Raw genomic sequence first — 11,943 nt, forward strand, 5'->3', positions numbered from 1 at the left:
CGAGAGGGATTGGTGCTTACCTTTGATCGAGCGAGAGGTCCGCAGCAGCGCCCTCGTAGACGGCCGCGTCGAAGGCGCCGACGGTTTCTCCGCCGACGAGCCACCGGGCGTCGTCGGGGACAGTGACGGCGACCGGGTCGCTCGTGAAGTTCGTCACCCAGGTGTAGCCGTCGCGCTGCGTGGCCCGGACGCCGGTAGGCAGTCGCTCGGAGTGGGGCACGTCCGCCCGCTCGAGCATATCGGCGACCACCGCGTCAGCGAGACCGCTTTCGGGCCAGACGCCGCAGTAGGTGACGTGGCCCGCACCGAACTCGTGTTCCGTGACCGCCGCGCGGCCGTCGCCGACGCCGCCGACGTGTGAGCCGACAGCGGTTGCGCCGTCGGGGGCGAGCCACTCGGCGAAGGTGCGGTAGCCGTACGTCTCTCCGTCGTAGGAGACGCGCCGGTCCAACTGCTCCGGGACGGACTCGTGCTGGTCGACAGTCGCGCCGACGAGGTCCGCCAACGGCCCGGGAGCGGGCACGTCGGGGAGCTTGTTGGACGTGTCTTTGGCGCCCGAGCGGACCGTAAGCAGGAGTTCGGCCCCGTCTTCGACCCGGGATTCGAGGGCTCCGGCGAGCTCCTCGTCGACGAGGTGCAGCGCGGGTGCGACGATGGCGTCGTACCCCGAGAGGTCCCAGTCCGGGTGGACAACGTCGGCCTGGACCGAACGGGCCCGGAGCGCGGCGTAGTACTGGCGCATGTGCGTCCAGTACTCCCAGTCGGGGGCGTGGGGCTGGATGCTCGTCGCCCAGAGGTTGTCGTAGTCGTGCAGGACGGCGACGTCGGCGTCGACCGGGTCGAGGTCCAGCTCGGCCAGTTCCGTGGCCGTCCGGTCGGCGTCACGGTAGCCCCGGTCGGGCGAGCCGTCCTGCTTGCGGAGACCCGCGTGGTACTGCTCTTGTCCCTCCCGGCAGCGGCGCCACCGGAAGTACAGCACCTCGTCCGCGCCGTGGGCCACGGCGTGGTGCGCCCACAGCCGCATGGCGCCCTCGCCGGGCTGGGGAGCGTAGGGCGGCCAGTTGACGTCACCGGGCTGTTGTTCCATCACCCAGAACGGCTGCTGTTTGGCCCCGCGGTAGAGGTCGTGGTTCATCCCGACCTGATCCGGGTCGCCGGCCCGCAGTTCGTCGGCGCTGGCGGCCCCGGGCCGTCGGTCCTGCGCGAACCCGGTGGGGTAGGAGTCCCACGTTATCAGGTCCAGGTCGTCGGCGAAGCGGTAGACGTCACAGGAGTCGAAATCGCCCATGAAGTTGTGCGCGACGAACCAGTCGTCGTTGGCCTCCCGTAGCAGTTCCGTGTGGATGGCGTTGTAGTCGACGGCGCTCTCCGCGCTGAACCGGTAGTAGTCGAGCAGCCGTGACGGGTGGTGTTCGGCGGCGGTGTGACGCGGCGGGTCGACCTCGTCGAACGACCGGAGGTGCTGGCTCCAGAAGGTCGTCCCCCAGGCCTCGTTGAGCGACTCGACGTCGCCGTACGCGTCGCTGAGCCACTCGCGGAACGCCGCCGCGCAGTCGTCACACCAACAGCGAATCGTCTCGTGACAGCCGTACTCGTTGTCGGTCTGCCAGCCGGCGACGTGTGGGTTGTCCGCGAACCGCTCGGCCATCACCGAGACGATGCGCCGGGTCTGTTCGCGGTACTCCGGGGAGTTGAAACAGTAGTGCCGGCGGCTCCCGTACTGTCGGGTGGTCCCGTCGGGTTCTTCCTGGAGGATGCCGGGTTCCTTGTCGACGAGCCACTTCGGGGGCGTCGCCGTCGGCGTACACAGCACCGCTTCCATCCCGTGGTCGCCGATGAGAGAGACCGCCTCTTCGAGCCACGAGAGCTCTATCTCGCCGGGTTCGGGCTCGATGCGGGACCACGAGAACTCGGCCATGCGGACGTAGCTGAAGCCGGCTTCGGCCATCTGCTCGACGTCCCGTTCCCAGCGCTCCCGGGGCCAGTGCTCGGGGAAGTAACAGACGCCGACGGTCATCGTTCCTCCCGGTAGTCCGGCAAGAAGTCGTCCTGGAGGACGGCCGTACGTCCGCCGTCGACAGTAATCGTACTCCCGGTGACGAACGCGGCGTCGTCGCTCGCGACGAACGCGACGGCGCCGGCGACGTCCTCGGGAGTCCCCAGTCGGCCCGTCGGGTGGATGCTCTCCAGCTCTCGGCGGCGCTCGGCGTCCATATCGCCGGTGGTCCGGTCGACCGCGACCCAGCCGGGTGCGACAGTGTTGACCCGAATCCGTGGGCCGAAGTCGACGGCCATCGCCCGGGTCATCCCGTTGATACCGGCCTTGACGGCGTTGTACGGGAATATCCCGGGCGTGGTCGCTATCGAGTGGTTCGACGACATGTTGACTATCGCGCCCGTCTCGATGTGTTCGTGGGCGTGTTTCGCGGCCAGCCAGAACGCTCGGAAGTCCGTCTCGACGACGAACGACCAGTCGTCGACGGTCGCTTCGTCGGCGCCGGTGTAGGTCTCGACACCGGCGTTGTTGACCAGCACGTCCAGGCCGCCGAACTCGGCGACAGTCGCCTCGACGAGCGTCTCGATGTCGTCGGGGTCGCGCATGTCGGCCCGGACGAAGTGGGCGGTGCCGCCGGCCTCTCGAATGGCCTCGACGGTCTCCCGTCCGTCGTCTTCGGAGCGGCCCGAGACGATGACGCTCGCGCCCTCGGCCGCGAGGCGTTCGCTGACGCCCGCGCCGATGCCTCTGGTCGAGCCGGTGACGATAGCGACGTCGTCCTCGAAGCGGTTCATCTCACCACTCCGCGACACTCCCGTCGTCGTGGCGCCAGACCGGGTTGTGCCAGTTGACCTCGCCGGCCTGCATTCGGACGTAGCTGTGGTCGATGTCGATACCCAGTCCCGGTCCCTCGGGCAGGTCGACGTAGCCGTCGTGGTACTGGAACACAGTCGGGTCTTTGAGGTAGTCCAGGACGTCGCTGGTCTCGTTGTAGTGTATGTCGAGGCTCTGTTCCTGGATGAGCGCGTTCGGTGCGCAGGCATCGACCTGGAGACACGCAGCCAGTGCGATCGGCCCCAGCGGGCAGTGCGGGGCCATCGCCACGTCGTAGGCTTCGGCCATCGAGGCGATCTTCTTGACCTCGGTAATGCCGCCGGCGTGCGAGAGGTCGGGCTGGATGATGTCGACGCAGCCGTCCTCGAAGACCTCCTTGAAGTCCCACCGGGAGAACATCCGCTCGCCGGTCGCGATGGGGGTGGTCGTGTGGCTCGCCAGCTCCGGGAGGGCGTCGTTGTGCTCGGGGAGCACCGGCTCCTCGATGAACATCGGGTCGTACGGCTCCAGGGCCGCGGCGAGTTTCTTCGCCATCGACTTCGAGACGCGGCCGTGGAAGTCGACACCGATGTCTATCTTCTCGCCGACGGCGTCACGGACCGCCGCGAGGCGGTCCTCGGCGGCCTGGACAGCCGACGGTGAGTCCACTCGGCGGAGCTCGGCCGTCGCGTTCATCTTCAGCGCGGTAAAGCCCTCCTCGACCTTCTCGCGAGCGGCGTCGGCGACGCCCTCGGGGCGGTCGCCGCCGACCCACTGGTAGACCCGCATCCGGTCGCGGGCCTTTCCGCCGAGCAGCTCGTAGACGGGCATGTCGTGGTGTTTCCCCTTGATGTCCCACAGCGCCTGGTCGATACCGGCGATCGCGGACATCAGGATCGGACCGCCGCGGTAGAACCCGCCGCGGTACATCGTCTGCCAGTGGTCCTCGATGCGCATCGGGTCCTTCCCCAGCAGGTAGGTGTCGAGCAGTTCTTCGACGGCCGTTCTGACGGTGCGAGCCCGGCCCTCGACGACTGGTTCACCCCAGCCGACGATTCCGTCGCTCGTTTCGAGACGCAGGAACAGCCATCGCGGCGGTACTTCGTAGAGGTCGTAGTCAGTGATAATCATGTTATTCTGTCTGTGTGACGTAGTCCTCGATAGAGACGTCAGTCTCGTCGGTCATCGTCTTGAGTGACTCGCCGGTCTCGGGGTCGAAGAGGTACAGCGCCGTCTCCTCGAAGCCGAACTCGACGGTCTCCCCGGGGCTCGGTCGCAGACTGGCGTCGATTCGGGCGGTCAGATCGACCTCGCCCATCTCCATGTAACAGAAGTTCTCGTTGCCCATCTGTTCGACGACAGTCACCGACGCGTCGATACCGTCCTCGACGAGGGTCATGTCCTCGGGCCGGATGCCCACGCGGACGCGGTCGTACCCTTCGACCGGCGCCGGGTCGGAGAGCTCGTAACTGAATCCGCCCGGCCCCGTCAGGCGGTCGTTCTCGACGGTCGCAGTCAGCAGGTTGATCGACGGCGAGCCGATGAAGTTCGCCACGAACTCGTTGTTCGGAGTGCGGTAGACCTCTTCGGCGGTGCCGACCTGCTGGAGTTCACCGTCGTTCATAATCGCGATGCGGTCGCCCATCGCCATCGCCTCCGTCTGGTCGTGGGTGACGTAGACGGTGGTGACGTCGAGTTCGTGTTGCAGTTCCTGGAGCTCGGTGCGCATCTGGGCGCGGAGCTTCGCGTCTAAGTTACTCAGCGGCTCGTCCATCAGGAACACCTCGGGGTCCCGGACGATTGCCCGCCCCAGCGCGACACGCTGTTGCTGGCCGCCCGAGAGGGCCTTCGGTTTCTTTCCGAGGAGGTCTTCGATACCGAGCATCTCCGCGGTGTCCTCGACTCGCCGCGTAATCTCTTGGGAGTCGAAGTCCGTCGAGAGCCGCAGGCCGAAGCCGATGTTTCGCTCCACGTTCATGTGGGGGTACAGCGCGTAGTTCTGGAACACCATCGCCACGTCGCGGTCGCGTGCGCGGAGGTCGGTGACGTCCTCGTCGCCGAAGGTGATGGTGCCCGACGTTACTTCTTCGAGTCCGGCGACGCTGCGCAGCGTCGTCGTCTTGCCACACCCCGAGGGACCGACCAGGACGAGGAACTCCCCGTCGCGGATAGTCAGGTCGAGGTCGTTAACGGCGACGATAGTGCGGCTGTTGTCGCGGAACTCCTTTCGTACCGTGTCGAGAGTGATTTCTGCCATTGGTTATTCCTTGACCGAGCCTGCGAGGATTCCGCTGACGAAGTGTCGCTGTAAGAACAGGAACACCAGGAACAGCGGGATGATGCTGAGCGCTGCCGCGACCATGATCTGATCGTAGTAGACGCGCTGGGCGCCGATCAGTTCGTTGATAGCCACTGGGATGGTGTACTTGCCCTGTTCGAGGACGACCAGCGGGAACAGGAAGAGGTTCCACTGGAAGAGGAACAGGACGATGGCGAGCGCCGCCAGCGACGATTTCATGGTCGGGAGTGCGATGCGGTAGTAGAGCTGGAACTCGGTCGCGCCGTCGATGCGCGCCGACTCCAGCAGGGCGTCGGGTATCTGCTTCATGTTCTGGCGCATCAGGAAGATACCCAGCGGGTTGGCCGCCCACGGCAGGATAATGGCCCAGTAGGAGTTCGACAGTCCCATCTGGGAGACCAACAGGAACAGCGGGATGACGAGCAGCTGGATGGGCAGGGTCAGCGTCGCCAGGATGCTGTAGAAGATCGGCTCCTTGAATTTGAATTCGTACTTCGCGAAGGCGAACCCGCCCATCGAACACAGCACGAGCGACAGGAGGGTGTAGACGACCGCGATGAACACCGAGTTCCAGATGCTCTGGACGAAGTCGACGCTCTCGCGGGCCTGTAACGCGTCGAGATTTGCCAGGAAGTTCGAGCCGGGCAACAGCCGGACGTCGGTCCCCGCCGAGAGGAACGCCTGCTCGGGTAGCGTCGAGGCGACGACGATCCAGTAGATGGGGACGATCATCAACAGCGTGACCAGCAAGACGAAACTGTAGCCGAGGAACCGCCAGCCCGCCTCGTCGCGGGTGACACTACCCATCGGATTCACCTCCGACGCGCAGCTGGACGATAGACAGCACGGCGACGATGCCGACCAGCACGACGGTCATCGCGCTGGCGTAGCCGAGCTGGAACTGCTGGAACGCCATGTTGTAGATGTACATTACGAGGGTCCGTGTGGCCGACAGCGGCGCGCCGCCTTCCGAGATTATCAGCGGTTCGGAGAACAGCCGGAAGGTCCCGATGGTCGAGGTGACGACCACGAACAGCAACACGGGGCGCAGCTGCGGGAGCGTGACGTACCGGAACTTCTCCCAGCGGTTCGCACCGTCGATCTCGGCGGCCTCGTAGAGCTGCTTTGGCACGCTCTGGAGCCCCGCCAGGAGGATGATCATGTTGTAGCCCGTCCAGCGCCAGGTGACCGCGCCGACGAGTGATATCCGCGGCCAGAAGCCGGTACCCAGGACCGACTTGAGCGGCCCGGGCAAGAGCCCCGTCCCGCCGGTGAGCCACGGGACCGCCGGGAGACCGACCATCTGGAAGACGGTGTTGACGAGGCCGTTGTCTTGCAACAACAGCAGGAAGACCGTCGCGTACGCGACCAGATTGGCGGCGACCGGCAACGCGATGGTCGTCCGGAACAGCCCTTTGAACCGCAGCCACGAGGCGTTCAGCGCCAGCGCCAGCGCCAGGCCGAGGACGATCATCAGTGGCACCTGCACCAGGAGAATGAACGTCGTGTTCGCCAGCGCGTTCTGGAACAGCGCGTCGCCCAGCAGCCGCTGGTAGTTCTGGAGCCCGACGAACTCCAGTTGAGCAATCCGTGTCAGTCGGTACTGTATCGGCCCGATATCGATCCAGAACAGTGTCGCGGTCCCGATACCTTCGTAGGTATGAAACGATAGGTACACCGTGTAGAGGATCGGGAACAGCAAGAAGACACTGAACAGCACGAAAAACGGTGTCAGGAAGAGGTACGGGACGGCGACCGTGAACGGCAGCCTATCGGCCATCGCGCGAGTCCGGCGAATCTGTCGCTGTCGTAGCGGACGGACCGTGTCCATGGCCGATTGCCACGCCGGCTCGACGGCCCGGCCGGCCCGCTCGCGGACCGCGTTGAACTTGTCCCTAACCGGATTCGAGGACTTGGTTGACATGAAAGGAAGGTACCGGTGTTACGCGAGGTCCCGATTCGTTCGGTTGGCAACCTGCTGTGCGGCCCTGTCAACAGCTTCCTGAGGTGAGAGTTCGCCGCTGATCATACGGCCGAGTTCGCTGTTGATGGCCTTGGTGATCTCGGGGGTGTCGGTGGTGTAGTTGTAGGTGGGGATGTTCGGCGCGATTTCGGCGAACATCCGACCGGCGGCCTGTCCGCCGAGGAACTCCGACCCTTGGTCGAACGCGTCCGACTCGTACGCGGGCTTGTACGCCGGGAAGAGACCGTATTCCTCGTACATCGTGACCTGCTGTTCCTTGGTCCCGAGCGCGAACTGCATGTAGTCCCACGCCCGCCGGGCCTTGGCATCGCTGACCTGGTCGGCGATGACGAGATTCGAGCCGCCCCAGTTGGTGGCGCGGTTGCCGCCGGATTCGTAGGCCGGCGGGCGCATCACACGCCACATCCCGGAGGTGTCTCCGACCTCGGCTTTCAGCGTGCCTTCCAGCCACGCACCGCTTAATATCGAGACGATAGAGCCCTCTCCGGCACGGCTGAACCACTCGCTGGACCAGGAGGCGACGCTGGACGTGATTCCAGCGTCGTGGGCCGCCTTCATCTGGCGGGCGACACGGAGAGACGTCTCGGAGTTGATGTTGACCGCGCCGCTGTCGGTGAACGGGAGCCCGCCCAGCTGACGGAACATCATCCGCCAGACGCCGTCGTAGTCGTTGGGCGGGAGATTCAGCATCGCGACGTCGTCCGGCAGCTTCTCGCCCTCGGCGATGAACTGGTCCCACGTCTCGATACCGTCCATGTCCAGTCCGTGCTCCTCTGCCACGTCGTTGCGGTAGAACGCGGCGACCGGGCCGACGTCCCACGGGAGCGCGTACGTGCTGCCGTCCTTCGTGAGCGGGCCCCACTTCCCGGAGACGAAATCGCTCCTGATACCGGCGTCCTCGATCCAGCCGCTGACGTCGCGCAGGCCACCGGTGTCGACCCAGGCGGCCGCGTCGACGCTCTCCATCATGGCGGCCGCCGGCGCGCCCGAGCCGGAGAGGACGCGCGACTTGAACTTGTCTTTCATGTTCGAGCGACCGAACTGCTCGACGGTGATGTCGCCGCCGTGTTCCTCCTCGTAGGGGTCGTCGACGACGTCCAGGGCCTTCGCCGCTACGTCCCAACCCCAGACCGTGGCGTCCGAGGCCATCTCCCCGCTGGACCCGTCGTCTCCGGGACCCGACTGGCTGCCCGTACCACAACCGGCTAAGCCCGCGAGCCCGGCTGCACTCAGTTGCAAAACGCGTCGTCGGTCGATTCGTCGATTTGAGTTAGTCATCGGCGCTAGCTATACCCATGATAGTCCATTATTTAATAGTTTTGCTAATTATTAGATGGAACAGTAACACCCGTCACGTATGGCAGTTTTAGCTAATTTTGGCTCGGCTATTAGCGATATAGATACGACTTCTTACATATACTACCGTTCACTATTAGTGAACAGACACGGGTCTACTCGGTCCCGGTAGAGGTAGAACCAACCCTCAGAACCCTTCACACGTCCTTTTTCGGGATATCGCTGGTTCAATCGCCGTGAGTGCTGTGCGGCGTCTGTTCACTCTTGATGAACAGTTATGGGTCACGCTGCCCATAGCCGACTATGGACGAGCCGTATCCAGTACAGGCGACTGCGACGACGATGCGGGTCATCGAGGCGTTACTTGACCACGGCCAGGCGGGGGTTACCGAACTCGCGACGGCGCTCGACCTCTCGAAGGGAACGGTACACAACCACCTCCAGACCCTCCACCGCATGGAGTTCGTCGTACGCGAAGGGCGTCAGTACCGCATCGGGTCCCGGTTCCTCGACGTCGCCTCGCGTGCGCGGGAGGGGCTACCCGCATACCGCGCTGCCCGGAGCGAAGTCGCCCGTCTCGCGCGGGCCAGCGGAGAGGTCGCCGCGCTGGTCGTAGAGGAACACGGGATGGCGGTGTACATCTTCGTACTGGGCGGAGAGGACGGAGAGACCGCGGTACGGGAAGGCCGTCGGCGTCCGCTCCACACCGACGCCGCGGGGAAGGCGATTCTGGCACACCTACCGAAAGACGAGGTCCGGGAACTGCTCACTGCCAGCGCCCCCGGAGACGAGACGGACCAGCTGCTGAGCGACGAAACAGCTCTGTTCGAGGAGCTACGGACGGTTCGCGAGCAGAGCGTCGCCTTCGACCGCGAAGAGCGAGCGGACGGGACGCGGAGCGTGGCCGCCTCACTGACGACCGACAACGGGCGGTCGGTCGGTGCGGTGTGTGTTACCGGACCCGCCGAACGTATGAGCGGGAAACGACTCGAAGAAGATATCACCGGCCTTGTTGTCAGCAGCGCAAACAGTATCTCTATCGACCTATCTAATTAGTTAGTAGTGTAGATATTTGCCGCAAATCTCCGTCCGGCAGCTGATCTGTTTAGAGATACTGAACGGCACCGGTACCCCTTCCGTGAGCTTCTCTGCAGCATATTACGTTTGAACAACAAAAATAGACGATATATGCTCGAACAGCCGCGTTTAGTATGACTGAACGAACCCGATTCTCTCGCCGGCTAAACCTGATATCAGTTTAGATATGAAAGTGCGAAAATCGGGAGGGAGAGCCCCTCCAAACAGCTATTACGGTTCGACCACGGGATGACGTATGGTTCAGGTCGACGGCGGCGGGACGGTTGTCCGGTTCGTCCCAGAGACGGCTCGCGTAACGGTACGAACCGATGGAACGACACTGGCGACCGGCCGGGTCGTCATCGAACTCGGTGCCGAGCGCTTCCCCGACACCGATGCCTACCACGTAGAGACCGACGCGGACGGCACGCGGGTGCGCTACGACGACGCTGCCGGGACGACGGTACGTCTGGGCGAGGCGGCAAACGGCGTCACCCTGACCGTGAGCGTCGCTAACGAAACCGAGACGCCGCGGCCGGTCGGCCGGCTGTGTCCCTTGGCGGCCGAGGAGCTGTCTTTCGGGCCGGAGACCCGACTCTACCGGCACGGCTACCAGTCGTGGACGCCGACGGCAGCGCTCCCGGTTGCGGAGTCGTTCGCGCCGGTCGAGCCGGTCGACGTTCCGATGATGACCGACGTCGAAGCCCCGCGGACGACGAGTCACTGTCAGGTGGGCCTGACCGACGGCGACCGCCACCTGACCGCCGGGTTCCTCGACCACTCGACGTACGTCAACCGGTTCGACTACGAGCGCGGCGAGGGCGTCGAGTCGCTGACGGCGGTCTCTCCGGGCGACGGCGTTTCGCTGGCTCCCGGCGAGCGCGTGGCCAGCGCGCCGCTGTGGCTCGACGCGTCCCGACCGGTCGACGACGCGCTGGCCGCGCTCGCGGAGCGGACCGGCGAGCGGATGAACGCCCGCGTCGGCGAGTGGGTTCCGACGGGGTGGTGCTCGTGGTACCACTACTTCACCGAGGTGACCGCGGACGACGTCCGGACGAACCGCGCCGAACTCGACGAGTGGGGGCTCCCCGTGGAACTGGTCCAACTCGACGACGGCTACCAGACCGCCTTCGGCGACTGGCGAACGCTGGCCGACGGCTTCGAGGAGATGTCGTCGCTGGTAGCGGACGTCCGCGACGGAGGGTACACGCCGGGGCTCTGGCTCGCACCGTTTTTCGTCCAGGCGGACGCCGACCTCGTGGCGGCACACCCCGACTGGCTCGTCACCGACGGCGACGGCGAGTTCGTTTCGGCCGGCGAACGCCACGGCGAGATGTACGGGCTGGATTTGACCCACCCCGAGGTGCAGACGTGGCTCCGGGAGACCTTCCGCACTGTCGTCGACGAGTGGGGGTTCGACTACCTCAAACTGGACTTCCTCTACGCCGGGGCCTTGCCCGGCGAGCGGTTCGCCGACGTAACGCGGGCCGAGGCCTACCGCGAGGGTCTCGCGACCATCCGGGAGGCCGTCGGCGAGGAGACGCATATCCTGGGCTGTGGTGCCCCGCAAGGCCAGAGCGTCGGCCTCGTCGATACGATGCGGGTCGGCCCCGACACCGCCGAGTACTGGACCCGCGAGGGCGAATCAGACAGCGAACCGGCACACGAAAACGCCATACGGAACGTCCTCAACCGCGACTACCTCCACCGGGAGTGGTGGCTCAACGACCCGGACTGTCAGCTCGTGCGGGAGACGACCGAACTGTCGGCGGCCGAACGGGAGGCGTTCGCTACGGTGGTCGCGCTGACCGGTGGCTCGAACCTGTTCAGCGACAAGATCGCCGATATCGGTGCCGCGAACCGTTCGTTACTGGAGCGGTCCCTCCCGCCGGTGACGGAGGGCACGGTCGACGGTGTCGGCCGAACGGAGCTGCCCGACCGACTCGTCTGTGAGCGGGCGGCCGACGGCGGCCGCGCGGTCGCGCTGTTCAACTGGAGCGACTCCGCCGAGACCATGTCGCTGTCGCTGGCCGACGACGAGCGCGGCTGGGACGCCTTCGAGGGTGAGGCCATCTCCGTCGGGGAAACAGTCGAGCGGACGGTCCCAGCTCACGGCTGTCTGCTCGTCCACGTCGCCCCCGCGAGCGACCGCCCCCACCTGCTCGGAACGGATAACCTGGCCGGCCTGGGCTCGCGCCTGGAGCGGGTCGCCTGGAGCGCCGACGGTTCGGCGGGTCGATTGACCCTCTCAATCGACGCGGCGATGCCTCAGACGGTCGTGATTGGGGTCCCCGACGGCTGGAGCGACGCTGCCGACGACGGTGACACGATGGACACGCGCACGGTCACCGTCGGTCCGGGAACGGCGACGCTCTCCTTCGAGCGTGCCTGAGTGATTCCCACCGTCGACTGGTAGATGCGGTTCCGCTCGGGCGATACTCGCACAGCGTCACGAGCACCGTGCCCGATGACTGCACC

The 11,943-nt window shown here is 65.4% G+C and carries 9 protein-coding genes; 2 read left to right on the forward strand and 7 right to left on the reverse strand.

The annotated features are described in order from the left end of the window. Positions 1 to 16: 16 nt before the first annotated feature. From NDI56_RS12905 to NDI56_RS12935, 7 genes are read right to left on the reverse strand one after another with little or no spacing between them, the layout of a single operon-like run. A complete protein-coding gene (locus NDI56_RS12905; protein WP_310919952.1) occupies positions 17 to 2,017 on the reverse strand; it encodes a beta-galactosidase in 2,001 nt (666 codons plus the stop codon). Continuing rightward, positions 2,014 to 2,790, reverse strand: a complete 777-nt coding sequence (locus tag NDI56_RS12910; RefSeq protein WP_310919953.1) for an SDR family NAD(P)-dependent oxidoreductase — start codon at positions 2,788 to 2,790, stop codon at positions 2,014 to 2,016. The genes NDI56_RS12905 and NDI56_RS12910 overlap by 4 nt, the downstream gene beginning before the upstream one ends. A gap of 1 nt (position 2,791) precedes the next feature. After that, positions 2,792 to 3,940 carry a galactonate dehydratase gene (dgoD, locus tag NDI56_RS12915; protein ID WP_310919954.1) on the reverse strand — a complete coding sequence of 383 codons (1,149 nt, stop codon included), beginning with the start codon at positions 3,938 to 3,940 and terminating at the stop codon, positions 2,792 to 2,794. A 1-nt stretch (position 3,941) separates the two neighbouring features. After that, the gene (locus tag NDI56_RS12920) at positions 3,942 to 5,066 is read right to left on the reverse strand and encodes an ABC transporter ATP-binding protein (protein ID WP_310919955.1); all 1,125 of its coding nucleotides are present in this window, start codon (positions 5,064 to 5,066) and stop codon (positions 3,942 to 3,944) included. 3 nt (positions 5,067 to 5,069) lie between these two features. Then, positions 5,070 to 5,915: a carbohydrate ABC transporter permease gene (locus NDI56_RS12925; protein WP_310919956.1), complete on the reverse strand. Its 846-nt coding sequence runs from the start codon at positions 5,913 to 5,915 to the stop codon at positions 5,070 to 5,072. Then, positions 5,908 to 7,032, reverse strand: coding sequence for a carbohydrate ABC transporter permease (locus tag NDI56_RS12930; protein WP_310919957.1), 1,125 nt, complete (start codon positions 7,030 to 7,032; stop codon positions 5,908 to 5,910). Before NDI56_RS12930 ends, NDI56_RS12925 begins: the two co-directional genes overlap by 8 nt. 18 nt (positions 7,033 to 7,050) lie before the next feature. Then, positions 7,051 to 8,241, reverse strand: a complete 1,191-nt coding sequence (locus NDI56_RS12935; protein ID WP_310919958.1) for an extracellular solute-binding protein — start codon at positions 8,239 to 8,241, stop codon at positions 7,051 to 7,053. Positions 8,242 to 8,691: 450 nt separating this feature from the next. On the opposite strand from NDI56_RS12935, the gene NDI56_RS12940 reads away from it, so the two are divergent. Next, the gene (locus NDI56_RS12940) at positions 8,692 to 9,444 is read left to right on the forward strand and encodes an IclR family transcriptional regulator (protein ID WP_310919959.1); all 753 of its coding nucleotides are present in this window, start codon (positions 8,692 to 8,694) and stop codon (positions 9,442 to 9,444) included. Between the two features lie 277 nt (positions 9,445 to 9,721). Next, complete coding sequence (locus NDI56_RS12945; RefSeq protein WP_310919960.1) at positions 9,722 to 11,857, forward strand: alpha-galactosidase; 2,136 nt, start codon at positions 9,722 to 9,724, stop codon at positions 11,855 to 11,857. Positions 11,858 to 11,943 lie beyond the last annotated feature (86 nt).

Origin of the sequence: Halomicroarcula saliterrae (genome assembly GCF_031624395.1) — an archaeon.
Lineage (GTDB): Archaea > Halobacteriota > Halobacteria > Halobacteriales > Haloarculaceae > Haloarcula > Haloarcula saliterrae.

What these genes read in the sequence shown, in the direction of transcription:
- NDI56_RS12905 (WP_310919952.1), bottom strand. Translation starts at nt 2,017, where the DNA reads ATGACCGTCGGCGTCTGTTACTTCCCCGAGCACTGGCCCCGGGAGCGC.
- NDI56_RS12910 (WP_310919953.1), bottom strand. Translation starts at nt 2,790, where the DNA reads ATGAACCGCTTCGAGGACGACGTCGCTATCGTCACCGGCTCGACCAGA.
- NDI56_RS12945 (WP_310919960.1), top strand. Translation starts at nt 9,722, where the DNA reads ATGGTTCAGGTCGACGGCGGCGGGACGGTTGTCCGGTTCGTCCCAGAG.
- NDI56_RS12935 (WP_310919958.1), bottom strand. Translation starts at nt 8,241, where the DNA reads ATGGCCTCGGACGCCACGGTCTGGGGTTGGGACGTAGCGGCGAAGGCC.
- NDI56_RS12925 (WP_310919956.1), bottom strand. Translation starts at nt 5,915, where the DNA reads ATGGGTAGTGTCACCCGCGACGAGGCGGGCTGGCGGTTCCTCGGCTAC.
- dgoD (WP_310919954.1), bottom strand. Translation starts at nt 3,940, where the DNA reads ATGATTATCACTGACTACGACCTCTACGAAGTACCGCCGCGATGGCTG.
- NDI56_RS12920 (WP_310919955.1), bottom strand. Translation starts at nt 5,066, where the DNA reads ATGGCAGAAATCACTCTCGACACGGTACGAAAGGAGTTCCGCGACAAC.
- NDI56_RS12940 (WP_310919959.1), top strand. Translation starts at nt 8,692, where the DNA reads ATGGACGAGCCGTATCCAGTACAGGCGACTGCGACGACGATGCGGGTC.
- NDI56_RS12930 (WP_310919957.1), bottom strand. Translation starts at nt 7,032, where the DNA reads ATGTCAACCAAGTCCTCGAATCCGGTTAGGGACAAGTTCAACGCGGTC.